The following is a 25,510-nucleotide window of genomic DNA, read 5'->3' as shown; positions in this document are numbered from 1 at the left end:
AAACGCTACTCGCTTGATAACAAAGGGAAATATGCCGGCGCGCGGAAGGCGCCGGCAACAAGGACTTAAGCGCCCTTGGCGGGCAGGTTGCGGAAGAACTCTACCACTTCAGCCGTGTCGCGCGTGCGCTTGAACGGCGGCAGGCTTTGCCAGATGCGCTTGCCATATGGCTTGGAGATCAGGCGCGGATCACAGATCATCAGCACGCCCCGGTCGCCCTCGTCACGGATCAGCCGGCCCGCACCCTGCTTCAGGTTGATGATGGCTTCCGGCAGCGAGTGGTGCATGAAACCGTTCTTGCCTTGCTTTTCCATCACTTCGATGCGCGCGGCCAGCACGGGGTCGTCGGGCGGCGCGAACGGCAGCTTGTCGATGATTACCAGAGATAAGGCATCGCCGCGCACGTCGACGCCTTCCCAGAAACTCTGGCTGCCGATCAGCACGCCGTTGCCGGCGGCGCGGAACTGGTCCAGCAATTCCGTGCGGCCCTTTTCTCCCTGCACGAACAGGGGGAAGTTCAAACCGCGCTGCTTGAATTCGTCGGCCAGGCGCTCGGCGGCCCGTTTGACGGCGCGCAAGGTGGTGCACAGGAAGAAGGTGCGACCGCCGGCCGCCTCGATGATGGGCAGGGCGCAGTCGATGACGGCATCCGTGTAGCCCAGCGAGTTCGGTTGCGGCAGGTTTTGCGGCACGAACAGCAAGCCTTGCTGGCCATAGTCGAACGGCGACGGCCACGTATGCGACGGTTCGCCCGTCAAGCCCATCTGTTCGGAAAAATGCTTGAAGTCGTTTTTCACGGCCAGGGTGGCGGACGTGAAGATCCAGCTGCGTGGCGTGCCTTCGCGCTGGTTGTTGAAGATTGGCGCGATCGACAACGGTGTTTTATGCAATTGCAAGGAGCTGGAAAACGCTTCCACCCAGAACACGGCTTCTTCGCCGGCCGCCACTTTCGCCTTCGGATCGAACTTCCAGCCGCTCAGCTGCTGCGCCAGCTCGACACCGCGCACGCGGCACTGCTCCAGCGTTTCCGCCCGTTCCGCCTGGGTTTCCAGCACGGCCACCATGCCGTCAAGCTCATCCTTGAGGGTGTCGAGCGCAGGGAAGAAATCGCTCGACGGGGCAATCTGCGGCAGGGACAGGCGCACGATATCCTGCGGGAAGGTCAAGCGCAGGTCGCGTGCCGCCTTTTCCACCACCGTGACGGTCTTGGCCCAGTCGATGCCGCGCGCGTGCGCGAGTCCCTCGGCCAGCACGTCGCGGCACAGCTCCAGGATTTGCGAGGTCGATACCGTGTTGCCAAAGAACAAGGTGGCCGTATCGGGCAGCTGGTGCGCCTCATCGAAGATGATGGTGTTGGCCGAGGGCAGCAATTCCGCCACGCCCGTATCCTTCAGGGCCACATCGGCAAAGAACAAGTGGTGGTTGACCACCACCACATCGGCCTGCTGGGCTTCCTTGCGGGCCTTCATGACAAAGCAATCCTGGTAGTACTGGCATTCGGCGCCCATGCAGGTGTCGCGCGTGGACGTCACCAGGTTCCAGATCATGGCGTTTTCCGGCACCTTGGTCAGCTCGGCCTTGTCGCCCGAGCTGGTCATCTTGATGAAACGCGAGATTTCACGCAAATGGCCCACGTCGTCGCGCGACGTCATGCGGCCGTTTTGCAGGGTGCGTTCCAGGTGATAGTGGCAGACGTAGTTCGAGCGGCCTTTCAGCAAGGCGACGGAAACGGGCGCCTGCAGCGCGGCGCGAACGGTGGGGATGTCGCGCAGGAACAATTGATCCTGCAAGTTCTTCGTGCCGGTGGAGACAATGGTCTTGCCGCCCCACATCAGGGCCGGCACCAGGTAGGCGAAGGTCTTGCCGGTGCCCGTGCCTGCCTCGGCGATCAGGGTCGTCTGGCTGTCGATGGCGCTGGCGATGGCTTTCGCCATTTCCGTTTGCGAACGGCGCGGCTTGTAGCTGCCCACGGCCGGACCGAGCGGGCCGCCGGCGCCGAACAGGCGCTCGATGTCGGCATCGTGCTTGCCAGGCGCCGCCTGCGGTTCGGCTGGCACATCGGCTGGCAAGACAGCAGGCTGGCCATCTGGGTTTACTGGCAATAAATTGTGATCGGTCAAAATATACTTAGGTGAAGGCTGGACTGGACGCTACTGGCGCCCCTCAGGCGGGAACGTCGGGCACCAACTGCATTTTCAGCAAGGTGATGTGATCCTTCAATTGCAATTTGCGCTTTTTCAGGCGGCGCAGCTGCAACTCGTCATGGTGGCCATCGAGTATCAGCAACTCGATGACGGCATCGAGGTCGCGGTGTTCCACGTTGAGTTCAATCAGGCGCCGCTCTATTTGCTGTGCATCGCTCATGTGTTGCGTTCCAGGCAGTGTTGGTGACAGTGTTGGGAAACCGGGGCGTGCAGCGTACGCAGGCAGCCATCGTGCGTAGTTTAACCTGCCGCGCGCGTTAGGGCACGCCATTTCCGGCATGCCCCTGCGCGGTGGTCTTATTTGACAGGCGGCACAGGTACAGCAACGGCCGGCGTGCTGGCAGCGGCGGCGGCCGCCTTGGCCGCCTTGGCCTGCGCTTCGGCCTGGCGCTCGGCCAGGCGTTGCGCCACCCGTTTCTGGCGCGCCACGGCGTCAGCCTGTTTTTTCGCATATTGCGCTTCGCGGGCCGCGCGGCGCGGCGCGTCGGCGGCATCGGCGGCAGCCTGCTTCGCCACCTTTGCCGCATGCTCGGCTTCGCGCTCGGCAACGCTCTTGCCTTGCGGCTTGGGCGGCGCCGGCTCGGGCGCGACCACTTTCACAGGCTTGGGCAGGGCCGCGGCCCGCTGCTCGGCGTCCAGACGCGCACTTTCCTGCGTGCGGGCCAGGTCGATATCGCGCAGGCGCACGGACTCGGCCCGCTTGAAGTAATTCGCTTCCGCTTCGACGGCGCGCAGGCGCACGAGGATCAGGCGGCGCTTTTCCTTGGCCGTGTCCAGGCAGTTATTCACGAAAAACTTGTCGTAGCACTCCAGTTCGCGCGCGGCAAACTCGTTTTCCGCCGCCGCGCGCTCGCTGGCGACCTGCTTCAGCTTGGCGTCCGCCTCGTCCACCGACAAGGTGGCGGGCACCTGCGGCGCGCCGACTTCATCCAGTGCCGCGGCGCCCTGGTGGGCGCAGGCGGACAACGCCAGGACCAGGCCCAGCGCCGCACCCAGCTTGTATAGTGTATTTGCCATCATGTTCCTTATCCCTGCCTCAAACGATCGCGTCGGCCGCGCCGCGCTGTTCTTTTTCCATGTATTCGCGCGATTGCATCTCGATGATACGCGAAACGGTGCGGTGAAACTCGTTGGCCAGCATGCCGTTCGTGTACAGCTCTTCAGGCGCCACTTCGGCCGACATGATCAGCTTGACCTTCTGATCATAAAACACGTCGATCAGCCACGTGAAGCGGCGCGCCTCGGACGACTGCGCCGCCGACATGGCCGGTATGCCGGACAATATCACCGTATGGAAGCGGCTGGCGATTTCCAGGTAATCATTTTGCGAGCGGGGACCGCCGCACAGGGTGGCGAAATCGAACCAGATGATGCCGCCGGCGCGGCGCAGGCAATGGATTTCGCGGCTCTCGATGCGAATACGCGCGTCTTCGTCGGCCGTCTCGGCGATGCGCGTGTACGCGTCGCGCAGGGCCTTGTCGGTATCGGCGCCCAGCGGCGTGTAATAGCTTTCCACCTGTTCCAGTGCGCGGCCCCGGTAATCGACGCCGGCGTCGACGTTCATCACGTCGAGCTTGTCCTTGAGCAGCGCGATGGTCGGCAGCATGCGGTCACGGTGCAGGCCGTCCGGATACAGCAGGTCCGGATCGTAGTTCGAGGTCATGATGAAGGACACGCCGTTGGCGAACAGGGCCGACAGCAGGTTGTACAGGATCATCGCGTCGGCGATGTCGGAGACGTGGAATTCATCGAAACAGATGAGGCGGTATTTCTTGGCGATGCGCTTGGCCACCTCGTCGAGCGGGTCGGCCACGCCTTTCAATTCATCGAGCTGCTGGTGCACGCCGCGCATGAATTCGTGGAAGTGCAATCGCGTCTTGCGCACCAGGGGCACGACCGAATAGAAGCTATCCATCAGGAACGACTTGCCGCGCCCCACCCCGCCCCACATGTACACGCCTTTCGGCACGGCAGGACGGTTCAGCAGGCGCTTGAAGGTGCTCGAGCGCTGGCCCTTGTAGGCCACCCACTCGTCATAGCACAGCTGCAGGCGGTCGACCGCGCGCCGCTGGGCGGCATCGGCCTTGAAATCACGCTTCTGCAACGCGTGCTGGTAAAACTCTTCTACGTTCATGGGATTCGCTTTAACGCACAAGGGCGCCGGCGGAAAAATTCCGCGAGCGCCCCTGCAGGACTAACTACAATTAAAAGTTCAACGTACGCTTGTCAACCGCCAGTGCCGCTTCCTTGGTCGCTTCCGACAGGGATGGGTGAGCGTGGCAGATGCGTGCGATGTCTTCGGCCGAGGCCTTGAATTCCATCGCCACGACGGCTTCGGAAATCAGTTCGGAGGCCATCGGGCCGACGATGTGCACGCCGAGGATTTCATCGGTGGTCGCATCGGCCAGGAATTTCACCATGCCCGAAGTGTCGCCCAGCGCGCGCGCACGGCCATTGGCCATGAACGGGAAGGTGCCGGCCTTATAGGCGATGCCTTCGGACTTCAGGGTTTGCTCGGTCTTGCCGACCCACGCGATTTCCGGCGAGGTGTAGATCACCCAAGGAATCGTGTTGAAGTTGGTGTGACCATGCTGGCCGGCGATACGCTCGGCCACGGCAACGCCTTCTTCTTCGGCCTTGTGCGCCAGCATCGGGCCGCGCACGACGTCGCCCACTGCCCAGACGTTCGGCAGGTTGGTCTTGCAGTCGCCGTCGACGGCGATGAAGCCGCGTTCGTCCAGCTGCAGGCCGACCTTGTCGGCACCCAGGCCATTCGTGTTCGGCGTGCGGCCGATCGAGATGATCAGCTTATCGAACACGGCTTTTTGCGCTTCGCCCTTGGCGTCCACGAATTCCACGGTGACGTCTTTCTTGCCTGGCGTGATCGCACCGATCTTGCAACCGAGGTTGATCTTCAAGCCTTGCTTGATGAACAGCTTCGACGCTTCCTTGGCGATCTGCTCGTCGACGGCGCCGAGGAAGACCGGCAAGCCTTCCAGCACGGTGACGTCGGAACCCAGGCGGCGCCATACGCTGCCCATTTCCAGGCCGATCACGCCGGCACCGATGACGCCCAGCTTGGCTGGTACGGCGTCGATGGCCAGTGCGCCCGTGTTCGACAGGATCAGTTTCTCGTCGAATGGCGCGCCCGGCAGTTCGCGTGCGTTCGAACCCGTGGCAATGACCACGTGCTTGGCCGTCAGGGTTTCGTTGGCTTCGCCCGTCACGCTGATCTCGTACGTGCCAGCGGCGGCGGCAGCGAAAGCGGCGCGACCGTGGAAGAAGGCGATCTTGTTCTTCTTGAACAGGTACAGGATGCCGTCGTTGTTTTGCTTGACGACGGTGTCTTTGCGCTTGAGCATCTGGCCCAGGTTCAGCTTCAGGCCGGCGACGTCGATGCCATGCTCGGCGAAGCTGTGGCCCGCGTGTTCGAAATGCTCGGACGATTGCAGCAGCGCTTTCGACGGGATGCAGCCGACGTTGGTGCAGGTGCCGCCAGGAGCGGCGCCGCCCTTGGCGTTCGACCACTCGTCGACGCAAGCGACGGAAAAGCCCAGCTGCGCTGCGCGGATGGCGGCGATGTAGCCGCCAGGGCCCGCACCGATGACAACTACGTCAAATTGTTTAGTACTCATGTTTTGTTATTCCAATCTCTTCGTCTGGTACGAAAATCCACAATAGAAGGTAAATCACCACGCCGAAGCCGAAGGTCAATGTAAACAGAACGAAGACGAGGCGCCAGATCCACGCTTCCATGCCGGAAGCGCGTCCCAGGCCGCCGCAGACGCCGCCAAGCCAGCGGTCGTTGCGCGAACGGCGCAGGCGGTTGAATTCCTGCACCAGGTCGTTCGCCGGGCCGGGGGCCGCATCGGCGCCGGACGCGTTGTCCGGCTTGTCCAGGTTGATATTGCTCAGGAGCTTGGCTTTCGCTTGCGCGAATTCCGCGTCGCTCAGGGCGCCCGCCAGGTGCAACTCGTGCAGACGCTTGATTTCTTCAGAGACGTTCATGGGAATCCTCTTTCATTGAGATCAGCCAGCTGCGTCTTCTGGCAAGGGGTATCAGCTACATTGCCCCGGCGGCGACGCCGGGGGACTACAGTGCTTACAGGTCCAGCAACAGGCGTGCAGGATCTTCCAGCGCTTCTTTCATCGCCACCAGGCCCAGGACGGCTTCGCGGCCGTCGATGATGCGGTGGTCGTAGGACATGGCCAGGTAGTTCATCGGACGCACCACGATCTGGCCGTTTTCGACAACAGCGCGGTCTTTGGTCGCATGCACGCCCAGGATGGCCGATTGTGGCGGGTTGATGATCGGGGTCGACAGCATGGAGCCGAAGGTGCCGCCGTTCGAGATCGAGAACGTGCCGCCCGTCAGGTCGTCCAGGGTCAGCTTGCCTTCCTTGGCTTTCGCGCCGAATTCACCGATTTTTTTCTCGATGTCGGCGATCGACAGCTGGTCCGCGTTGCGGATGATAGGCACGACCAGGCCGCGTGGCGAACCGACAGCGATACCGATGTCGAAGTAGCCGTGGTAGACGATGTCGTTGCCGTCAACGGAGGCATTGATGATCGGGTACTTTTTCAGGGCGGCGACGGCGGCCTTGACGAAGAAGGACATGAAGCCCAGCTTGACGCCATGCTCTTTCTCGAACTTGTCCTTGTACTTGTTGCGCAGGTCGATGACCGGCTGCATGTTCACTTCATTGAACGTGGTCAGGATGGCGTTCGTCGATTGCGATTGCAGCAGGCGCTCGGCGATACGTGCGCGCAGGCGGCTCATCGGCACGCGCTCTTCAGGGCGGTCGCCCAGGCTGGCGGCCGACGGCGTGGCAACTTGTTGCAGCGCTGGCTTGGCAGCGGCTGGCGCCAGTGGCGCAACAGCTGGCTTGGCGGAAGCGGCCAGGGCGTCGCCCTTAGTCACGCGGCCGTCTTTGCCGGAACCGGCGACGTCGCCAGCGGACAAGCCTTTTTCGGACAGGATCTTGGCAGCGGCAGGCATGGCGACATCGCCTTTGGTCGCAGCGGCAGGCGCCGAAGCGGTCGATGCGTCTTGCGCAGCGGCAGCCAGGGCTGGTGCAGGCACGGCCGACACTTCCATCGGGCTGACCTTGGCCGAGCCGTCGGTGTCGATGATGGCGATGACTTCGCCGGCGACGACGGTGGCGCCGTCAGCCTTGATGATTTGAACGATCACGCCAGCGGCTGGCGCCGGCAGTTCCAGCACCACTTTATCGGTTTCGATATCGATCATGTTTTCGTCGCGCGCGACTGGTTCGCCGACTTTCTTGTGCCATGCCAGCAGGGTCGCTTCTGCAACCGATTCCGACAACTGGGGAACTTTGACTTCGATTTGTGCCATGTAAAACTCCGTTTATTTTGTTATTGCGGCGCCGCCCCTGCGTAGCAAGGGCAGCGCTCCGTCATGATGTATGCAAGCAAGCGCCATGCATGTGCATGGCGCCCCTCATCCTGCCACTTACTTGGTCAGGATAAAACCCTTCAGCTTCGAGAATGCCGTTTCCAGCAGATCTTTTTGCTGGGCGTAGTGCTTGTCATAGTAACCGACAGCAGGCGACGCCGAAGCAGGACGGCCGGCGTAAGCCAGACGCTGACCCGATTCCAGGCCTTCGAAGATGTTGTGCTGGATCTGGAACCAGGCGCCCTGGTTTTGCGGCTCGTCCTGCGCCCAGACGACTTCGACCAGGTTCGGGAACTTCTTCAGTTCAGCAGCGAACGACTTGTGCGGGAACGGATACAGCTGTTCCAGGCGCACGATGGCCGTGTCGGTCTGGCCACGGGTCTTGCGTGCGTTGACCAGGTCGTAGTAGACCTTGCCCGAGCAGGCGACCACGCGCTTGACTTTCTTGGCGTCGATTTTGTCGTCGACTTCGCCGATGACGGTCTGGAAACCACCCTTGGCCAGGTCGGTCAGCGGCGAACCGGCATCCTTGTTGCGCAACAGCGACTTCGGCGTCAGGATGACCAGCGGCTTGCGGAACTGACGCACCATCTGGCGGCGCAGCAAATGGAAGATCTGCGAAGCCGTCGTCGGCTGCACCACTTGCATGTTGTTGTCTGCGCACAGCTGCAGGAAACGCTCTGGACGCGCGGACGAGTGCTCAGGACCCTGGCCTTCGTAACCGTGCGGCAGCATCATGACCAGGCCCGAAGCGCGGCCCCACTTCACTTCGCCGGAGCTGATGAATTGGTCGATCACCACTTGCGCGCCGTTGGCGAAGTCGCCGAACTGGGCTTCCCAGATCGTCAGGGTGTTCGGTTCAGCGGTCGAGTAGCCGTATTCGAAGGCCAGTACGGCTTCTTCGGACAGCACCGAGTCGATGACGGTGAACGGCGCCTGGTTGTCCGACACGTTTTGCAGCGGAATGTAGGTACCTGCATCCCAACGCTCGCGGTTTTGATCGTGCAAGACGGCGTGGCGGTGCACGAAGGTGCCGCGGCCGGCGTCCTGGCCCGTCAGGCGGATGGCGTAGCCGGACGATACCAGCGATGCGTAGGCCAGGTGTTCGCCCATGCCCCAGTCCAGGTTCATTTCGCCACGGCCCATGGTGCCGCGGTCGCCCAGTACTTTTTCAACCAGCGAGTGGACCTTGAAGTCTTCCGGCACGGTGGTGATGCGGGTGGCCAGGCGTTTCAGTTCCGTCATCGGCACGGCGGTGTCGGCCGAATCGGTCCATTTCTTGTTCAGGAACGGCAGCCAGTCGACGGCGTACTTGTTCTTGAAGTTCGAGATGACCGGATCGACGGTGTGCTTGCCGGCGTCCATGGCGTCGCGGAAGGCGGCCACCATCTTGTCGCCGCCATCGGCAGGGATCACGCCTTGTGCTACCAGTTTGTCCGCGTACAGTTTGCGGGTGCCTGGGTGCTGGCCGATCTTCTTGTACATCAGTGGCTGCGTCAGTGCCGGCGTATCTTGCTCGTTGTGGCCAAGCTTGCGGTAGCAGATGATGTCGAGGACGATGTCCTTCTTGAATTCCATGCGGTAGTCGAGCGCGATCTGCGTCGCCAGCACCACGGCTTCAGGATCATCGGCGTTGATGTGCAGGACCGGTGCTTCGATCATCTTCACGACGTCCGAGCAGTACAGGGTCGAGCGGGCATCGCGCGGATCCGAAGTGGTGAAACCGATCTGGTTGTTGATCACGATATGCACCGTGCCGCCGGTATGGTAGCCACGGGTTTGCGCCAGATTCAGCGTTTCCATGACCACGCCCTGGCCGGCGAAAGCGGCATCGCCGTGCACCAGGATAGGCAGCACTTGCGCGCCCTGCGCGTCGCCGCGGCGATCCATGCGGGCCTTGACGGAACCTTCGACCACAGGGTTGACGATTTCCAAGTGCGACGGGTTGAACGCCAGCGACAGGTGGACCGGGCCGCCTGCGGTGGAGATGTCCGACGAGAAGCCTTGATGGTACTTCACGTCGCCGGCAGGCAGGTCGTCGCCATGCTTGCCTTCGAATTCTTCGAACAGTTCCTGCGGCGCCTTGCCCAGGGTGTTCACCAGCACGTTCAGACGGCCGCGGTGGGCCATGCCGATGACGATTTCCTGCACGCCCTTTTCGCCGGCGCGCTGGATGGTTTCATCCATCGAGGCGATGAAGGTTTCGCCGCCTTCCAGGGAGAAGCGCTTCTGGCCCACGTAGCGGGTGTGCAGATAGCGTTCCAGGCCTTCAGCCGCGGTCAGGCGGTCGAGGATGTGGATTTTTTTCTCTGGGGTGAAATTCGGGGTGGAGCGGATCGCTTCCAGTTTCTCTTGCAGCCAGCGCTTTTCGGCCGGGTCGGAGATGTACATGAATTCGGCGCCGATCGAACGCGTGTAGGTATCGCGCAGATAGTTCAGCAGATCGCGCAGGGTGGCGGTCTCGGGGCCAAAATAGGTATTGCTGATGTTGAACACGGTGTCCATGTCCGCGTCGGTGAAACCGTAGAAGCTTGGCTCCAGTTCCGGGATCATCGGACGTTCCTGGCGCTGCAGCGGATCCAGGTTGGCCCAGTGCGAACCGAGGTAGCGGTAAGCGGCGATCAGCTGCGTGGCGGCGACGCGCTTGCGGCCCATTTCAGCATCGAAGGAAGCGGTTACTGTGCGGATCGGACCAGCTTTTGCGCGTTCGGCGAACGAGGCGACGACGGAGGCATGCGCCACGTCAGGCTTGTTGGTGCCATCGACGGCAGGCACGTGCTGCATCGCGTCGAAGTAGGAGCGCCAGTTATCGGGTACCGAGCCTGGGTTGTTCAGATACGCCTCGTACAGGTCTTCCACGTACGGAGCATTCCCACCGAACAGGTAGGAGTTGGTCGTTAATTGCTGCATATATTGCTCACCTTTCTTCGCGTTTCGCGAGGAATTAGCGGGTTAATCTAACCTTCCGCGACACGGCCTGACCGGTTAGCGGATTGCACATCAAGTTGTGGGGAAGGGCTTTTTTATTGCACCAGCATTCTGCATACCGTCATTTAGAATAGCACGCGGTATTGTAACGCAACAACGGCTAGTTGAATTTTATTTGGCAAGCAAATGTAAGCTGTGTTGCTGATTTTCCCGGGCTTGCAAGCCTGTCACTGTTATGATTACAACACATCGGCGGCCCTGCCGGCATGCCGCTTGCGCCCAACTGGTCTGCCCGGCAACGGCGCCGCCGCGATGGCCGCCAGCCACTCGGCATCGCCGGCAAACCACTCCACCAGGAAGTCGAGCATGGTGCGCAGCAGCGGTGACATGTGCTGGCGCGAGGTGTATATCCCGTAGATGCCCATGTCCTGCGGCACATAAGCGGGCAGCAGCTCCACCAGCTGGCCGCTGGCGATCAGCGGCGCGGCCGAATAGCGCGGCTGCATGGCGATGCCCGCCCCCGCCACCGTGGCCACCAGCAGGACCAGCGACTCATTCGCCGACAGGCGGCCGCTGACGGGGACAGTAAGCGCTTCCCCGTCATGCGTGAACTGCCACAGGCTCTTGCCAAAATACGTGTACGTCAGGCAGTTGTGCAGGGCCAGGTCTTCCGCCCGGCGCGGCGTGCCGTGCGCCGCCAGGTACGATGGTGCGGCGCACACCACCGAAGCGCAGCTGGCCAGCTGGCGCGCGATCAGGTTCGGTTCGAGCGCGTTGGTGATGCGGATCGCCAGGTCGATGCGCTGCTCCACCAGGTTGACGGCGCGGTTTTCCATCTGCAGGTCGACGGCGGCGCGCGGGTAGCGCCGCAGGTAAGCGGTTACTGCGCCGGCCAGTGCCGTCTGCGCCAGCGATTGCGAGCACGTGATGCGCAGCAAGCCGTGTGGCGTGTCGAGACCCTCGGACGAGGTGATGGCCATGGCGCCAGCCACTTCCAGCATCTGCCGGCAGCGCGCGAGCGTGGCCTCGCCCGCATCCGTCAGGCTCAAACGGCGCGTGGTGCGATGCAACAGGCGCGCCCCCGCCCACTGCTCCATCTCGGCCAGGTAGCGCGTCACCATGGCGCGCGACATGTCGAGCGCGTCGCTGGCGGCCACCATGCTGCCACGCTCGGCGATGGCGACAAATACTTGTGCGGCGGTGATGCGGTCCATGCAGTACTCCCTTGATTCGTCCGATTCATGCAACTAAGGCTTGCAATCTACCCTATTTGCCGTGCCGGGTCGAAAGGATCCATGCGACGACAAATAATATGTTTGCACGCGCCGCCCGCCCCTCGCGTACCCGGGCAACCTTTCCGATGCCGCGCAGTTAGCGCACACCATCACCACGACCGGCCAGCGGCCTTGAACTGACACGATGCAGGCCGTCCCTACAACGCAGCCAGGAAGCACTCATACGCTTGCGCGCTGCGCGCCAGCCGCTCGGCATAGCCCGTTTCCTTCGGCCCGTCTTCCGCGCCATAGAAGGCAAAGAAGCGGCGGTTGTCGGCGCCGATATACGCCAGGGTGACATCGAACGGCGCCAGCAACTGCGCCAGGGTGACATTCCACTTGCCTTCCGGCGTGAAGTCTTCCTGGCGGATGCCTGCCGTGACGGCCAGCGCCACTTTTCTCCCTTTGAAGGCATCGCCGCCCGTACCGTAGGCCCAGCCATACGCCAGCACCTCATCGAGCCACCGCTTCAGCAAGGGCGGGCAGTTGAACCAGTACACGGGGAATTGCAGGACCACATGGGCGTGCGCCTCCACCAGCGCCTGCTCGCGCGCCACGTCGATGACGCCGTCGGGGTAGGCCCGATGCACGTCGTGGATGGTGTAGCGGTCGGGATACTGTGCCAGCTCCTGCAGCCAGCGCTTGTTGGCGACCGACGTGTCAATCGAAGGATGGAAGACGATAACGAGGGTTTTCATCATGCTGCTTTCCTGAAAATGAAATGGACGCACCGGCCCCGCGCTCACAAAAAAGCAGGCAAGCCGGCACCCTGCCCCGTGGCGCGCAGCATGTGGCCGCGCGCCTGCAGAGGCAAAAACAGCATAGCGATGGCGAGTACTTTTCACAAGTACGCACATTAACTGATCATACCCTATAAAAAGTAAGTTACTTGCCCGTAGAATAGCGCTTTGCCATGCGTATCCGGATCAGGCTGGCTGGTGCCGTTCGCCCCACTCGCACAAGGTGTGGAGCACGGGGATCAGCGAGGCGCCCTTGCTGGAGAGCGAATATTCCACCTTGGGCGGCACTTGGGGATATTCCTTGCGGATGATCAGCGCATCGGCTTCCAGCTCCTTCAGGACGACGCTGAGGGTCTTGAAAGCAATGCCGCCGAGATGGCGCTTGAGTTCGTTATGCCGCAGCACGGTGTTTTCCGCCAGCGCATACAGGATCAGCATCTTGTATTTGCCGCCGATCAGCGACAAGGTGTAGCCAAATGCCGTATCGCCCAGGGCCACGCCGCCGGGGGCGCAGGTTTCTTCATTCATCGCGTTGTACTTCCTGTTGAACCAGGGTCCGAGCATAACAGCCCGGCATAAAAAAACGGGCCGAAGCCCGTTTTTTGTTTGCTCGATACCGCTCTGGATTAACGCTTGTCCAGTGGCAGTACTTCGCGCGTGGTCGAACCGACGAACAGCTGGCGCGGACGGCCGATTTTTTGCTCTGGGTCGGCGATCATTTCGTTCCACTGGGCGATCCAGCCGATCGTACGGGCCATAGCGAAGATACCGGTGAACAGCGACACAGGGATGCCCAGCGCCGATTGCACGATGCCCGAGTAGAAGTCGACGTTCGGGTAGAGTTTGCGCGAAACGAAGTATTCGTCGTTCAGTGCAATCTTTTCCAGTTCCATCGCCAGCTTGAACAGCGGGTCGTCTTGCAGACCCAGTTCTTGCAGCACTTCGTAGCAGGTTTCACGCATCAGCTTGGCGCGTGGATCGAAGTTCTTGTACACGCGGTGGCCAAAGCCCATCAGCTTGACGCCGGAGTTCTTGTCCTTGACTTGCTCGATGAAGGCAGGGATGTTCTCGACGGTGCCGATTTCTTTCAGCATGTTCAGTGCCGCTTCGTTGGCGCCGCCGTGGGCAGGGCCCCACAGGCAGGCGATACCGGCAGCGATACAGGCGAACGGGTTGGCGCCCGACGAACCGGCCAGACGGACGGTCGAGGTCGATGCATTTTGCTCGTGATCCGCGTGCAGGATCAGGATGCGGTCCAGTGCGCGCACCAGCACGTCGTTGACCTTGTACTCTTCGCACGGGTTGGCGAACATCATGTGCATGAAGTTGGCGCTGTACGACAGGTCGTTGCGTGGGTACACGAACGGCTGGCCGACCGAGTACTTGTAGGTCATGGCGACCAGGGTTGGCATCTTGGCGATCAGGCGGATGGCCGACACTTCGCGGTGACGCGGGTCGTTGATGTCCAGCGAATCATGGTAGAACGATGCCAGCGCGCCGACGGTGCCCACCAGGACCGACATCGGATGCGCGTCGCGGCGGAAGCCACGGAAGAAGAATTGCATCTGTTCGTGCACCATCGTGTGCTTGGTGACGGTGTCGACGAACTTGGCTTTTTGCGCCGCGTTCGGCAATTCGCCGTTCAGCAGCAGGTAGCACGATTCCATGAAGTCGGCGTTGACGGCCAACTGTTCGATCGGGTAACCGCGGTACAGCAGCTCGCCCTTGTCGCCGTCGATGTAGGTGATCGACGAGTTGCAGGCGGCCGTCGACATAAAGCCTGGGTCGTAGGTGAACTTGCCGCTACCGGCGTACAGTTTGCGGATGTCGATGACGTCCGGGCCAACCGTGCCTTTGTAGATTGGAAATTCAAGCGATGGGCTGCCATCGGAGAACGACAGGGTAGCTTTTGTGTCAGAGATATTCATGGGCTCTTCCTTCTCGGGAGTGAGTCGAAATTAAAATCAAAAATTCTGGCTGCAATTCGCACCGCACTCGGCAGTGCTACAGCGCGCCACTCGCACCGTTTGCAATATATCGCCCAGGCGTCTAGGCAATGCGCAGTCGTTGCAGCAGTGCGCGCACATGCGGCAGATCGACTTCGCCTTCCGGCTCTTTACGGGCCAGTACCAGATCCATTAACGCATTGTCCGATAAATCCAGCAAACGCGTCAGCGCGTCAACTTCTTCATCGGTCAATTCGGTTTCATACGCATCGAGAAAACGGGTCAGGATAATGTCGTTTTCCAGCAGGCCACGGCGTGAACGCCAGCGCAGGCGGGCGCGGTTGGCCGGGTCGGCCTGATGCGAGGACAAAATTGATTCTGTCATTTGGTTTACCACTTTACGTGTGCCTTGCGGCACGGTGCTGCTTTGCAGGCGCCGCCTGCAGGCAAGAGAGGATACCCTCTTCCCGCAAACGGCGCCCGGCGGACGCGATCAGGAGGATCAGATCGCGCGGCGGACCATCAATTCCTTGATCTTGCCGATCGCCTTGTTCGGGTTCAACCCTTTCGGGCAGACGTCGACGCAGTTCATGATCGAATGGCAGCGGAACAGGCGGTACGGGTCTTCCAGGTTGTCCAGACGCGCGCCGGTGGCTTCGTCGCGCGAATCGGCGATGAAGCGGTAGGCTTGCAGCAGGCCAGCCGGGCCGACGAATTTGTCCGGATTCCACCAGAACGACGGGCACGACGTGGAGCAGCATGCGCACAGGATGCACTCGTATAGGCCATCGAGTTCTTCGCGCTGTTCCGGCGACTGCAGGCGTTCTTTTTCAGGCGGGATCGAATCGTTGATCAGGAAAGGCTTGATCGAATCGTATTGCTTGAAAAATTGCGTCATGTCGACGATCAGGTCGCGGATGACTGGCAAGCCTGGCAACGGACGCAGCACGATAGGCTCCGACAGTTCGTTCAGGTTGGTGGTGCATGCCAGGCCGTTCTTGCCGTTGATGTTCATCGCGTCCGAACCGCACACGCCTTCGCGGCACGAGCGGCGCAGGGCCAGCGAGTCATCGACGTCCGCCTTGATGCGCTGCAGTGCGTCGAGCAGCATCTTGTCGGTGTCTTTCAGTTCGACCGTCAGGTCTTGCATGTACGGCTTGGCATCCTGGTCAGGATCGTAGCGGTAGATTTTGAATTTAAGAGTGCGTGCCATGGTATAGCCTTAGAAAGTACGTGGTTTCGGTTTGAAGGTATCAACCGTCAGCGGCTTGGTCACGACTGGCTTGTATTCCAGTCGGTTGCCTTCCGAATACCACAGAGTGTGCTTCATCCAGTTGTCGTCGTCACGTTGCGGATGGTCGTCCTGGGCGTGGGCGCCGCGCGATTCCTTGCGGGCGGCTGCCGAAACGATGGTCGCTTTCGCCGTTTCGATCAGGTTGTCCAGTTCCAGCGCTTCCACGCGGGCCGTGTTGAAGACCATCGATTTATCCTTGAAGGAGACGTGCTTGCGGCGCTCGTCGAGCTTCATGATTTCTTCGACGCCCTTGTTCAGCATCTCGTCGGTACGGAACACGCCACAGTACTTCTGCATCGTTGCGCGGATGTCGTTCGCCACACCCTGCACGGTTTCCGTGCCGGTCGAATTTTCCAGGCGCGCCAGGCGGCCCATGGCGAATTCGGCAGCGTCGGCTGGCAAAGGCTTGTTTTCCTTGGCTTTCAGGCCGCTGTTGACGATGTGGTTGCCGGCCGCGCGGCCGAAGACCACCAGGTCGAGCAGCGAGTTCGTACCCAGGCGGTTGGCGCCGTGCACGGACACGCAGGCGCATTCGCCGATCGCGTACAGGCCGTTGACAACCTTGGCCGAATTATCCGGACCGGTCGGGGTGACGACCTGGCCATGGATGTTCGTCGGGATGCCGCCCATCTGGTAGTGAATCGTCGGCACGACAGGAATCGGTTCCTTGGTGGCGTCGACGTTGGCGAACTTGTGGCCGATTTCCAGGATCGACGGCAGGCGCTTGGCGATGGTGTCGGCGCCGATATGGCGCAGGTCCAGCATCACGTGGTCCTTGTTCGGACCGCAGCCACGGCCTTCCTTGATTTCCTGGTCCATCGAACGCGAGACGAAGTCGCGCGGCGCCAGATCCTTCAGGGTCGGCGCATAGCGCTCCATGAAGCGTTCGCCTTCGCTATTGATCAGGATGCCGCCTTCGCCGCGCACGCCTTCGGTGATCAATACGCCCGCGCCGGCCACGCCGGTCGGGTGGAACTGCCAGAATTCCATGTCTTGCAGCGGCAAGCCGGCGCGTGCCGCCATGCCCATGCCGTCACCCGTGTTGATGAAAGCATTCGTCGACGCGGCGAAGATGCGGCCTGCGCCGCCCGTTGCCATGACCGTCGTTTTTGCTTCCAGGATCATGCATTCGCCGGTTTCCATTTCCAGCGCTACAACACCGATCACGTCGCCTTCGGCGTCACGGATCAGGTCGAGTGCCATCCATTCGACGAAGAAGTGCGTACGCGCACGCACGTTGCGCTGGTACAGGGTGTGCAACAGGGCGTGACCGGTACGGTCGGCTGCCGCGCAAGCGCGCTGCACCGGCTTTTCGCCGAAGTGGGCCGTGTGGCCGCCGAATGGACGCTGATAGATGGTGCCGTCAGGGTTGCGGTCGAATGGCATGCCGAAGTGTTCCAGTTCGTACACGACCTTTGGTGCTTCGCGGCACATGAATTCGATGGCATCCTGGTCGCCCAGATAGTCGCCACCCTTGACGGTGTCGAACATGTGCCAGAACCAGTTGTCTTCGGCCATGTTGCCGAGCGACGCGCCGATACCGCCCTGCGCCGCCACGGTGTGCGAGCGGGTCGGGAAAACTTTCGACAAAACAGCGACGTTCAGACCGGCTTCAGCCAGTTGCAACGACGCGCGCATGCCGGAACCGCCGGCGCCAACGATGACCGCATCAAAGCGGCGGGTAGGGATTGCAGATTTATATGCTGCCACGATTACACACTCCAGAGTATCTGTACCGTCCAGCCGGCACAAGCGATCAACCACAGCATGGTGGCAATTTGCAGGGTCAGACGGAGGCCAGCGCTTTTCACGTAGTCCATCCAGATGTCGCGTACGCCGACCCATGCGTGGTAGAACAGGGCGACGAAGGTCACCAGGCTGAACAATTTAAACCACTGCTGTGCGAACAGACCAGCCCAGCCTTCATAGCTGAAGTTGCTGCCGGTCAGGAAAGAAATAAGCAGGATGGCCACATAGGCCACCATGACGATGGCGGTAACGCGTTGCGCCAGCCAATCGCGCAAGCCGTAATGGGCTCCGACGACGAGGCGTTTCGGTCCGATATTATTGTCTGCCATGTTTAAAATACTCCAAACAGTTTCAAAGCGACCAGAGCCGTCAACACCAGGCTCACGACCAGCACGGACGAAGCGGTCTTGCGTGCCGAATCTTTTTCGATGGCAACGTGCACATCCATGAACAGGTGACGGATACCGGCGCAGAAGTGGTGCAGGAAGGCCCAGACCAGACCCAGGGTGATCAGCTTGACGAACCAGTGCGAGGCGATGCCCTGGAAGTAGGCGTAGGACATTTCGGAACGCAGGCTCAGTTCCAGCATGTACAGTATGCATGGCAGCAAGGCGAAAATGATGAAACCGCTGATGCGATGCAGGATCGAGACGATGGCGCCGACAGCCATGCGGTAGTTCGACAATTCGGTAACATGAATGTTACGGAATTGCGGCCGTTCTTTTTTTGGTACTTCTCTTACGGCTTCAGACATAACAAAAACCTCCCCTTTGAATTTCAACTAAATATTGAAGCCGCGATTTTCGCCGATTTTCGCAACCCATACCAATATCTATTGTTACATATAACCAAAATGGTTTTTTACTACAAAATACCGCGCTACTTTCCGTAGTTCACGTAATTTAATTACAGAATCGCCGGCAAAACACGGCCCGCCGGGGCGGGCCATGCTGTCGCTGCGCTTTCCGTTGTCTCCGTTGCCCGCCTTGCGGCAGGCATCTTGCAAGCGATGCACTTCAGCCTTGCTGCTTGTTCGGGCACCCAAGGGTGCCCCGCCGCTTCAGCTGAGTTCATTCTGATAATGATGACGACTGGTCAGGTACAGGCCCCGGCGCAGTTCGACCGGCTTGTCGCCGTAGGTAAACGACACGCGCTCGGAACTGAGCAAGGGCGTGCCGAGGTCGATATTTAACAATTGGGCAGCGCCCGCGTCCGCGCACACGGCGCGGATCTGCTCGGACGCGCGTATCATGCGCGTGCCAAATTCCGTTTCGAACAGGCCGTACATGGGGCCCTTGTATTCCACCAGCCGCTCGGCCGTCAGGCCCTTGAAGATCAGGCCAGGCAGCCACAGCTCCTCGACGATGGTCGGCACGCCGTCGAAATACTGCACCCGCTTGATGAAGATGACGGCGTCGCCGGACTTCAGGTCCATCAGGCGCGCCACGTCGGCCGGCGCGCGCACGCGCTTGACTTCAATAAACTTGCTTTCAGGATAATGCGGCACGCCTTCGTCCGGCACCAGGCGCAGGAAGCGGAAATGCGCGCGCGCCTCATGGTGGGTGGAAACGAAGGTGCCCTTGCCCTGGCGGCGCATGACGAGATTCTCGGCGGCCAGTTCATCGATGGCCTTGCGCACCGTGCCCTGGCTGACCTTGAAGCGTCCTGCCAGTTCGACTTCGCTGGGAATCAGCTCGCCCGGTTTCCATTCGCCCGATTGCAGGCTCTGCGTGATGAGCGCCTTGATCTGCTGGTACAGGGGACTGAAGGTGGGCGAGGCAGTTGCGGCAGGCGCGGCCACGGCGGTGGAGGCAGTGGTATTGACGCTGGCGACAGGGGTGGCGGCGGTGCTGGCCGCTGCGGCAACGGGCGTGGCCGGGGTGCCCGCGGTCGGACTGACCGCCCCGCTTGCAGCAGTGGCATTGTTGGTCAGATTGGACGAGGCGGAATTCATAGTCCGACATTTCAACACAAATCACTGCCCGCGTCCAGTAAAAGACTCGTAGTTATCTGTCTTATATAAGACATAAGATATGATTGACAGATACAGATCGGGGGCCTAAACTGCCCTCGATAAAACTTGTGAGCCAGCGTTTTATGTTGTCGGCCAGCCACTCTGGCCTCGTGCAGCACAAGCGTGACGGCAGCGTACACCAGCAATTCGGTGGCGCGTGCCGGTTTTGGTATCATTATAGTTTTTCCGGATAAGCGTAAGCCCAGCTTCAAGCCCGTTTTCTTTCCCATTTTTGGAGATTCATCATGGCTAAAACCCCAATGCGTGTTGCAGTGACCGGCGCCGCCGGCCAGATCGGCTACGCCCTGTTGTTCCGCATCGCCAATGGCGACATGCTCGGCAAAGACCAGCCTGTCATCTTGCAACTGCTTGAAATCCCGGACGAAAAAGCCCAGAAGGCGCTCAAGGGCGTGATGATGGAAATCGACGACTGCGCCTTCCCGCTGCTGACGGAAATGACCGCTCACTCCGATCCGCTGACCGCCTTCAAGGATGTCGACGTGGCCGTACTGGTTGGCGCGCGTCCACGCGGCCCAGGCATGGAACGCAAGGACCTGCTGGAAGCGAACGCCCAGATCTTCACGGTGCAAGGCAAGGCGCTCGACGCCGTCGCTTCGCGCAATGTCAAAGTACTGGTGGTCGGCAACCCTGCCAACACCAACGCCTACATCGCCATGAAATCGGCGCCATCGCTGCCAGCGAAAAACTTCACCGCCATGCTGCGCCTGGACCACAACCGCGCGCTGTCGCAAGTCGCTGCCAAGACCGGCACCGCCGTGAAAGACATCGAGAAGCTGACCGTGTGGGGCAACCACTCGCCAACGATGTACGCCGACTACCGCTTCGCCACCGTCAACGGCAAGGCTGTGAAAGACCTGATCAACGACCAGGAATGGAACGCCAACACCTTCCTGCCAACCGTCGGCAAGCGCGGCGCGGCCATCATCGAAGCGCGCGGCCTGTCGTCGGCAGCGTCGGCAGCGAACGCCGCCATCGACCACATCCATGACTGGATGCTGGGCACGGCTGGCAAGTGGACCACCATGGGCGTTCCTTCGGATGGCTCGTATGGCATCCCTGAAGGCACCGTGTTCGGCTTCCCGGTCACCACCGACAACGGTGAATACACCATCGTTCAAGGTCTGGAAATCGATGCATTCTCGCAAGAGCGCATCAACCTGACCCTGAAAGAACTGACCGAAGAGCGCGAAGGCGTGAAACACCTGCTGGCCTAAGTCCAGTTTTGGCGGCGCGGCAATGCGCCGCCCGCCAAAGAAGGCCGCCCCGCGCATGTCGCGGCGCGGCTGTTTTCCCAAGTAGTTTTTACCTGCAGAAATGCCTTAAGCATGCACCCTTCCGAGGTTTTATTCCAAGGCAAACGCCAGCCGCTGTTGCTCGCCGCTTGCGACCACTACGCCGGCTCTGAAAAGCTGATGCGTAAATCGATTGCTTTGCAACAAGAGCTTGGCCCCCTGTTCGACATCACGTTCGACTGCGAAGATGGCGCCAGCGCCGGCAATGAAGAAGCCCACGCCCTGATGATCGCCGGCCTGCTGGCCAGCGACGACAACCAGTTCAACCGTATCGGCGTACGCGTGCACGACGTCGACAGCCCGTTTTTCGCGCGCGACGTGGAAATCATCTGCAGTGCCGCCTCCCGCCTGGCCTACATCGCCGTGCCCAAGGTGGCAGGCGTGCAGGATGCCATGCTGGCCATCGACCTGATCAACCTGCACGCGCGCCGCGCCGGCCGCGACAACCTGCCCGTGCACATCCTGATCGAGACGCATGGCGCGCTGCGCGACGCCTACGCGATCGCCGCCCTGCCCCAGGTCGAATGCCTGTCCTTCGGCATCATGGATTTCGTCTCGGCCCACTACGGCGCCATTCCCGCCGCCGCCATGCGCACGCCGGGCCAGTTCACGCACCCGCTGGTGGTGCGCGCCAAGCTGGAAGTGGCGGCCGCCTGCCATGCGCACGGCAAGGTGCCCTCGCATAACGTGACGACGGACGTGCGCGATTCGGCCGTGGTGGCGAATGACGCCCAGCGCGCGACAGCCGAGTTCGGCTACACGCGCATGTGGAGCATCCACCCGGACCAGATCAAGCCCATCATCAAGGCCTTCACGCCGCGCCTGTCCGAAGTCAACGAGGCCAGCAATATCCTCAATGAAGCGCTGCGCGCCAACTGGGGACCGATTGCGCAAAATGGCCGCTTGCACGACCGCGCCAGCTACCGATATTATTGGACCGTTTTGCAACGCGCCAAACTGGCAGGCCTCGGCCTGCCCGAGGCGGCCGCTGCATTACTCAACACCCCCTCTTCCAGCACCACTGAAAACTGACAGGAATTACACGATGTCCCTCTCCAAATTAGCCATTGCCTGCAGCGTCGCGCTGGGCGCCATGACCCTCACGCTGGCGCCAGCCAGCTTCGCCGCCACGGCAGAGGTAAATCCCAAGGCAGTGAAGGCTGCCAAAGCCAAGCCAAAGGCCAAGACCACCAAAGCCAAGGCAGCCGCCAAGGAAGCCCATCCGCTCGCCATGTCAGTCGCCGACAAGGAAGAATCCGACGAACCGGACACCGCAGGCTCGGCCTCCACCGATTTCAATTGTGAACTTGGTAATAAAATTACCATCTACACCAATGCGACTGACGACAAACACATCGCCCTGCGCTGGAAGAAGCGCCTGCACCGCCTGAGCCGCGTTGGTACCACCACCGGCGCCAACCGCTTCGAGAACCGTCTGTACGGTCTCGTCTGGATCGGCATCCCGGCCAAAGGCATGCTGCTCGATTCCAAGCAGGGCCGCCAGTTGGCCAATGAATGCAAGGATGCGGAACAAGCCAAGCCGGCGGCAGCGGTGGAAGCCGCGCCATCGCTGGGCGTGCTGCCGGCGACCGGCGGCTGATGTGAGCAGCAAGGGCCTCTTCGGGGGCTCAGTCATGTTTTGTAATTTGAATAATCAATAAATAGACGATACCCAACAAGGAGAGGTCATGTCCCGCAACACTCTGAACACGCTCAAGGACTTTAATATTTCGGATAGCAAGAAGGGCAAGCTGTACTCCCTGCCTGCGCTGGAAAAAAGCCTGGGCATCAATGTCTCCCGCCTGCCAGTGTCGATTCGTATCGTGCTCGAATCGGTATTGCGCAACTGCGACGGCAAAAAAGTCACCGAAGAACACGTCAAGCAATTGGCGAGCTGGGGCCCGACCGCCGAGCGCACCGACGAGATCCCGTTCGTAGTGGCGCGCGTCGTGCTGCAGGATTTCACCGGCGTGCCACTGCTGGCCGACCTGGCAGCGATGCGCAACGTGGCCGCCAAGATGGGCATCAACGCCAAGAAGATCGAACCGCTGGTACCGGTCGATCTGGTGGTCGACCACTCGGTCACCATCGATCACTACCGCGAAAAGAAAGCGCTGGACCTGAACATGAAACTGGAATTCTCGCGCAACAACGAGCGTTACCAGTTCATGAAATGGGGCATGCAAGCCTTCGACACCTTCGGCGTCGTGCCACCAGGCTTCGGCATCGTCCACCAGGTCAACCTGGAATACCTGGCGCGCGGCGTGCACCACTCCGGCAAGAAAGCCGGCGACGTGTACTACCCTGACACCCTGGTCGGCACCGACTCGCACACCACCATGATCAACGGCATCGGCGTGGTCGGCTGGGGCGTGGGCGGCATCGAGGCGGAAGCCGGCATGCTGGGCCAACCGGTCTACTTCCTGACGCCAGACGTCATCGGCGTGAACCTGTCGGGCGCATTGCGCGAAGGCTGCACCGCCACCGATCTGGTACTGACCATCACCGAATTGCTGCGCAAAGAAAAAGTCGTCGGCAAGTTCGTCGAATTCTTCGGCGAAGGCACCGAGTCCTTGACCCTGACCGACCGCGCGACGATCGCCAACATGGCACCGGAATACGGCGCGACCATGGGCTTCTTCCCGGTCGACGAAGCGACCATCGATTACTTCAAGGGCACCGGCCGCAGCAAGGCTGAAATCGCCGCGTTCGAAGGCTACTTCAAGGCGCAAAACCTGTTCGGCGTGCCAAAAGCCGGCGACATCGACTACACCCGCGTGGTGGAACTGGACCTGGCATCGGTTGCTCCGTCGCTGGCCGGCCCGAAACGCCCGCAAGACCGTATCGAAATCGGCAATGTGAAAGCGAACTTCGCCGAACTGTTCGCCAAGCCAACCTCGGAGAACGGCTTCAACAAGAACCCGGCCGATCTGAACGCCGTGTACGAGACCACCAACAACGTGAAAGTGTCGAACGGCGACGTACTGATCGCTGCGATCACCTCGTGCACCAACACCTCGAACCCGAGCGTGATGCTGGCTGCCGGCCTGCTGGCCAAGAAAGCCGTGGAAGCCGGCCTGAAAGTCGCGCCACACATCAAGACCTCGCTGGCCCCTGGCTCGCGCGTCGTGACCGAGTACCTGACCGCTGCCGGTCTGCTGCCCTACCTGGAAAAACTGGGCTTCGGCGTCACCGCCTACGGCTGCACCACCTGTATCGGCAACGCGGGCGACCTGACGCCTGAGCTGAACGCAGCGATCGCCACGCACGACATCGTCGCGTCGGCCGTGCTGTCGGGTAACCGTAACTTCGAAGCGCGTATTCACCCGAACATCCGCTCGAACTTCCTCGCTTCGCCACCGCTGGTCGTCGCTTACGCCATCGCCGGCAACATGACGCGCGACCTGATGACGGAACCTGTCGGCAAGGGCAAGGGCGGCAAGGACATCTACCTGGGCGACATCTGGCCGACCTCGGCTGAAGTCTCGGCCATGATGAAGTTCGCCATGAATGCCAAGGTATTCAAGGACAACTACGCCGACGTCAAGGGCGCACCAGGCAAGCTGTGGGAAAAAGTCACGACCGTCTCCGGTCAAGTCTACAACTGGCCAAAATCGACCTATATCGCGGAACCACCGTTCTTCGACAATTTCTCGATGACGCCAGCGGCAGTGGCCACCGGTATCGAAGGCGCGCGCGCACTGGGCGTGTTCGGCGATTCCATCACCACCGACCACATCTCGCCAGCCGGCTCGATCCAGGAAAACGGTCCTGCAGGCAAATGGCTGAAGGAAAACGGCGTCCTGAAAGCGGACTTCAACTCCTACGGCTCGCGTCGCGGTAACCATGAAATCATGATGCGCGGCACGTTCGCCAACGTGCGTATCAAAAACCGCATGATCCCTGCCAAGGCAGACGGTTCGGCGGTCGAAGGCGGCATCACGATCCACCAGCCTTCCGGCGAAGAAATGTCGATCTACGACGCAGCGATGAAATATGTTGCTGAAGGCACGCCAACCATGGTCTTCGGCGGCGAAGAGTACGGTACGGGCTCGTCGCGCGACTGGGCAGCAAAAGGTACGCAACTGCTGGGCGTGAAAGCCGTGATCACCCGTTCGTTCGAGCGTATTCACCGCTCGAATCTGGTGGGCATGGGCGTGTTGCCGCTGCAATTCATCGGCGACGACAGCGTACAAACCCTGGGCATCACCGGCAAGGAAACCTTCGACCTGAAAGGCCTCGAAGGCGAAATCAAGCCACAGCAACTGGCCACCCTGGTGATCCACCGCGCCGATGGCAGCAGCCAGGAAGTCAAAGTCCTGCTGCGCATCGATACGCCGATCGAAGTCGATTACTACAAGCATGGCGGCATCCTGCCATTCGTCCTGCGTCAATTGCTGGCCGAGTAATCAGCCCAGCTGTGAGTGTCCAGTCCTAAAATAGGTTGACAGTATTTATTGCTGTAGAAACGCCCGATGCACCGCATCGGGCGTTTTGTATTTCAGGGCCGTATGCGGCCGTTCCTGGTTATAGATCCGCACCGATTGCGCCACCATTTTGCTCGCCTGTTTCAGGTCCGCAGGTCGATTCAGCAGGAACTCGCCTTTCAGAATGCCGTTGATACGTTCG

At 60.9% G+C, this 25,510-nt stretch carries 23 protein-coding genes; 4 read left to right on the top strand and 19 right to left on the bottom strand.

Features of this window, described 5'->3' with window-relative positions; translation table 11 throughout:
• Positions 1–65 precede the first annotated feature (65 nt).
• The 18 genes from CSQ93_RS27600 to CSQ93_RS27515 all read right to left on the bottom strand — a co-directional run bounded on the left by CSQ93_RS27600 (position 66) and on the right by CSQ93_RS27515 (position 19,508).
• Entirely contained in the window at positions 66–2,069 is a 2,004-nt protein-coding gene (locus tag CSQ93_RS27600; RefSeq protein WP_099380779.1) for an ATP-dependent DNA helicase, read from the bottom strand.
• Between the two features lie 94 nt (positions 2,070–2,163).
• A complete protein-coding gene (locus CSQ93_RS27595; protein WP_034752051.1) occupies positions 2,164–2,364 on the bottom strand; it encodes a YdcH family protein in 201 nt (66 codons plus the stop codon).
• A gap of 137 nt (positions 2,365–2,501) precedes the next feature.
• Positions 2,502–3,221 (bottom strand): hypothetical protein, encoded by a 720-nt coding sequence (locus CSQ93_RS27590; protein ID WP_233516375.1) that lies wholly within the window; start codon positions 3,219–3,221, stop codon positions 2,502–2,504.
• A gap of 19 nt (positions 3,222–3,240) precedes the next feature.
• Positions 3,241–4,338, bottom strand: a complete 1,098-nt coding sequence (zapE, locus tag CSQ93_RS27585) for a cell division protein ZapE (RefSeq protein WP_099380777.1) — start codon at positions 4,336–4,338, stop codon at positions 3,241–3,243.
• A gap of 70 nt (positions 4,339–4,408) precedes the next feature.
• Entirely contained in the window at positions 4,409–5,839 is a 1,431-nt protein-coding gene (gene lpdA, locus CSQ93_RS27580; protein ID WP_099380776.1) for a dihydrolipoyl dehydrogenase, read from the bottom strand.
• Entirely contained in the window at positions 5,829–6,212 is a 384-nt protein-coding gene (locus CSQ93_RS27575) for a PspC domain-containing protein (protein ID WP_099380775.1), read from the bottom strand. Before CSQ93_RS27575 ends, lpdA begins: the two co-directional genes overlap by 11 nt.
• A gap of 94 nt (positions 6,213–6,306) precedes the next feature.
• A complete protein-coding gene (gene odhB, locus CSQ93_RS27570) occupies positions 6,307–7,563 on the bottom strand; it encodes a 2-oxoglutarate dehydrogenase complex dihydrolipoyllysine-residue succinyltransferase (protein ID WP_099380774.1) in 1,257 nt (418 codons plus the stop codon).
• Positions 7,564–7,680: 117 nt separating this feature from the next.
• The gene (locus CSQ93_RS27565) at positions 7,681–10,533 is read right to left on the bottom strand and encodes a 2-oxoglutarate dehydrogenase E1 component (RefSeq protein ID WP_034789088.1); all 2,853 of its coding nucleotides are present in this window, start codon (positions 10,531–10,533) and stop codon (positions 7,681–7,683) included.
• Between the two features lie 257 nt (positions 10,534–10,790).
• Positions 10,791–11,765, bottom strand: a complete 975-nt coding sequence (locus tag CSQ93_RS27560) for a LysR family transcriptional regulator (RefSeq protein WP_099380773.1) — start codon at positions 11,763–11,765, stop codon at positions 10,791–10,793.
• A 218-nt stretch (positions 11,766–11,983) separates the two neighbouring features.
• Positions 11,984–12,526, bottom strand: a complete 543-nt coding sequence (locus CSQ93_RS27555) for an NAD(P)H-dependent oxidoreductase (protein WP_099380772.1) — start codon at positions 12,524–12,526, stop codon at positions 11,984–11,986.
• Between the two features lie 225 nt (positions 12,527–12,751).
• Positions 12,752–13,093: a winged helix-turn-helix transcriptional regulator gene (locus CSQ93_RS27550; protein WP_099380771.1), complete on the bottom strand. Its 342-nt coding sequence runs from the start codon at positions 13,091–13,093 to the stop codon at positions 12,752–12,754.
• Positions 13,094–13,191: 98 nt separating this feature from the next.
• A complete protein-coding gene (gene gltA / locus CSQ93_RS27545) occupies positions 13,192–14,493 on the bottom strand; it encodes a citrate synthase (protein WP_035820759.1) in 1,302 nt (433 codons plus the stop codon).
• Positions 14,494–14,614: 121 nt separating this feature from the next.
• Complete coding sequence (locus CSQ93_RS27540; RefSeq protein ID WP_034752073.1) at positions 14,615–14,896, bottom strand: FAD assembly factor SdhE; 282 nt, start codon at positions 14,894–14,896, stop codon at positions 14,615–14,617.
• Positions 14,897–15,013: 117 nt separating this feature from the next.
• Positions 15,014–15,724 carry a succinate dehydrogenase iron-sulfur subunit gene (locus tag CSQ93_RS27535; RefSeq protein WP_034752075.1) on the bottom strand — a complete coding sequence of 237 codons (711 nt, stop codon included), beginning with the start codon at positions 15,722–15,724 and terminating at the stop codon, positions 15,014–15,016.
• A 9-nt stretch (positions 15,725–15,733) separates the two neighbouring features.
• Positions 15,734–17,515 (bottom strand): succinate dehydrogenase flavoprotein subunit, encoded by a 1,782-nt coding sequence (sdhA, locus tag CSQ93_RS27530; protein ID WP_035820761.1) that lies wholly within the window; start codon positions 17,513–17,515, stop codon positions 15,734–15,736.
• 2 nt (positions 17,516–17,517) lie between these two features.
• Positions 17,518–17,883 carry a succinate dehydrogenase, hydrophobic membrane anchor protein gene (gene sdhD / locus CSQ93_RS27525; RefSeq protein ID WP_034752078.1) on the bottom strand — a complete coding sequence of 122 codons (366 nt, stop codon included), beginning with the start codon at positions 17,881–17,883 and terminating at the stop codon, positions 17,518–17,520.
• A gap of 2 nt (positions 17,884–17,885) precedes the next feature.
• Positions 17,886–18,308: a succinate dehydrogenase, cytochrome b556 subunit gene (gene sdhC, locus CSQ93_RS27520; protein ID WP_034752080.1), complete on the bottom strand. Its 423-nt coding sequence runs from the start codon at positions 18,306–18,308 to the stop codon at positions 17,886–17,888.
• A 306-nt stretch (positions 18,309–18,614) separates the two neighbouring features.
• Positions 18,615–19,508, bottom strand: a complete 894-nt coding sequence (locus CSQ93_RS27515; protein WP_099380770.1) for a GntR family transcriptional regulator — start codon at positions 19,506–19,508, stop codon at positions 18,615–18,617.
• A 305-nt stretch (positions 19,509–19,813) separates the two neighbouring features.
• Between CSQ93_RS27515 and CSQ93_RS27510 the strand changes: the two genes are divergently transcribed.
• The 4 genes from CSQ93_RS27510 (at position 19,814) to acnA (ending at position 25,290) form a co-directional block, all read left to right on the top strand.
• Positions 19,814–20,803, top strand: a complete 990-nt coding sequence (locus CSQ93_RS27510; protein ID WP_034789110.1) for a malate dehydrogenase — start codon at positions 19,814–19,816, stop codon at positions 20,801–20,803.
• A gap of 111 nt (positions 20,804–20,914) precedes the next feature.
• The gene (locus tag CSQ93_RS27505) at positions 20,915–21,913 is read left to right on the top strand and encodes an HpcH/HpaI aldolase/citrate lyase family protein (RefSeq protein WP_099380769.1); all 999 of its coding nucleotides are present in this window, start codon (positions 20,915–20,917) and stop codon (positions 21,911–21,913) included.
• A gap of 13 nt (positions 21,914–21,926) precedes the next feature.
• Complete coding sequence (locus CSQ93_RS27500) at positions 21,927–22,481, top strand: hypothetical protein (protein WP_099380768.1); 555 nt, start codon at positions 21,927–21,929, stop codon at positions 22,479–22,481.
• Between the two features lie 88 nt (positions 22,482–22,569).
• Positions 22,570–25,290: an aconitate hydratase AcnA gene (acnA, locus tag CSQ93_RS27495; RefSeq protein ID WP_099380767.1), complete on the top strand. Its 2,721-nt coding sequence runs from the start codon at positions 22,570–22,572 to the stop codon at positions 25,288–25,290.
• A gap of 45 nt (positions 25,291–25,335) precedes the next feature.
• On the opposite strand, the gene CSQ93_RS27490 is transcribed toward acnA, so the two are convergent.
• Positions 25,336–25,510: integrase core domain-containing protein (locus CSQ93_RS27490; protein WP_158301392.1), on the bottom strand; the 175-nt coding region annotated here is incomplete at its 5' end.

The organism is Janthinobacterium sp. BJB426, assembly GCF_002735705.1.
Taxonomy (GTDB): domain Bacteria; phylum Pseudomonadota; class Gammaproteobacteria; order Burkholderiales; family Burkholderiaceae_D; genus Janthinobacterium.
This window is presented reverse-complemented; position numbering and strand designations above follow the sequence as displayed.

Coding starts and splice junctions, on each gene's coding strand:
- CSQ93_RS27595 (WP_034752051.1), bottom strand. CDS start 2,364: ATGAGCGATGCACAGCAAATAGAGCGGCGCCTGATTGAACTCAACGTG.
- CSQ93_RS27590 (WP_233516375.1), bottom strand. CDS start 3,221: ATGGCAAATACACTATACAAGCTGGGTGCGGCGCTGGGCCTGGTCCTG.
- zapE (WP_099380777.1), bottom strand. CDS start 4,338: ATGAACGTAGAAGAGTTTTACCAGCACGCGTTGCAGAAGCGTGATTTC.
- lpdA (WP_099380776.1), bottom strand. CDS start 5,839: ATGAGTACTAAACAATTTGACGTAGTTGTCATCGGTGCGGGCCCTGGC.
- CSQ93_RS27575 (WP_099380775.1), bottom strand. CDS start 6,212: ATGAACGTCTCTGAAGAAATCAAGCGTCTGCACGAGTTGCACCTGGCG.
- odhB (WP_099380774.1), bottom strand. CDS start 7,563: ATGGCACAAATCGAAGTCAAAGTTCCCCAGTTGTCGGAATCGGTTGCA.
- CSQ93_RS27565 (WP_034789088.1), bottom strand. CDS start 10,533: ATGCAGCAATTAACGACCAACTCCTACCTGTTCGGTGGGAATGCTCCG.
- CSQ93_RS27560 (WP_099380773.1), bottom strand. CDS start 11,765: ATGGACCGCATCACCGCCGCACAAGTATTTGTCGCCATCGCCGAGCGT.
- CSQ93_RS27555 (WP_099380772.1), bottom strand. CDS start 12,526: ATGATGAAAACCCTCGTTATCGTCTTCCATCCTTCGATTGACACGTCG.
- CSQ93_RS27550 (WP_099380771.1), bottom strand. CDS start 13,093: ATGAATGAAGAAACCTGCGCCCCCGGCGGCGTGGCCCTGGGCGATACG.
- gltA (WP_035820759.1), bottom strand. CDS start 14,493: ATGAATATCTCTGACACAAAAGCTACCCTGTCGTTCTCCGATGGCAGC.
- CSQ93_RS27540 (WP_034752073.1), bottom strand. CDS start 14,896: ATGACAGAATCAATTTTGTCCTCGCATCAGGCCGACCCGGCCAACCGC.
- CSQ93_RS27535 (WP_034752075.1), bottom strand. CDS start 15,724: ATGGCACGCACTCTTAAATTCAAAATCTACCGCTACGATCCTGACCAG.
- sdhD (WP_034752078.1), bottom strand. CDS start 17,883: ATGGCAGACAATAATATCGGACCGAAACGCCTCGTCGTCGGAGCCCAT.
- sdhC (WP_034752080.1), bottom strand. CDS start 18,308: ATGTCTGAAGCCGTAAGAGAAGTACCAAAAAAAGAACGGCCGCAATTC.
- CSQ93_RS27515 (WP_099380770.1), bottom strand. CDS start 19,508: ATGAATTCCGCCTCGTCCAATCTGACCAACAATGCCACTGCTGCAAGC.
- CSQ93_RS27510 (WP_034789110.1), top strand. CDS start 19,814: ATGGCTAAAACCCCAATGCGTGTTGCAGTGACCGGCGCCGCCGGCCAG.
- CSQ93_RS27505 (WP_099380769.1), top strand. CDS start 20,915: ATGCACCCTTCCGAGGTTTTATTCCAAGGCAAACGCCAGCCGCTGTTG.
- CSQ93_RS27500 (WP_099380768.1), top strand. CDS start 21,927: ATGTCCCTCTCCAAATTAGCCATTGCCTGCAGCGTCGCGCTGGGCGCC.
- acnA (WP_099380767.1), top strand. CDS start 22,570: ATGTCCCGCAACACTCTGAACACGCTCAAGGACTTTAATATTTCGGAT.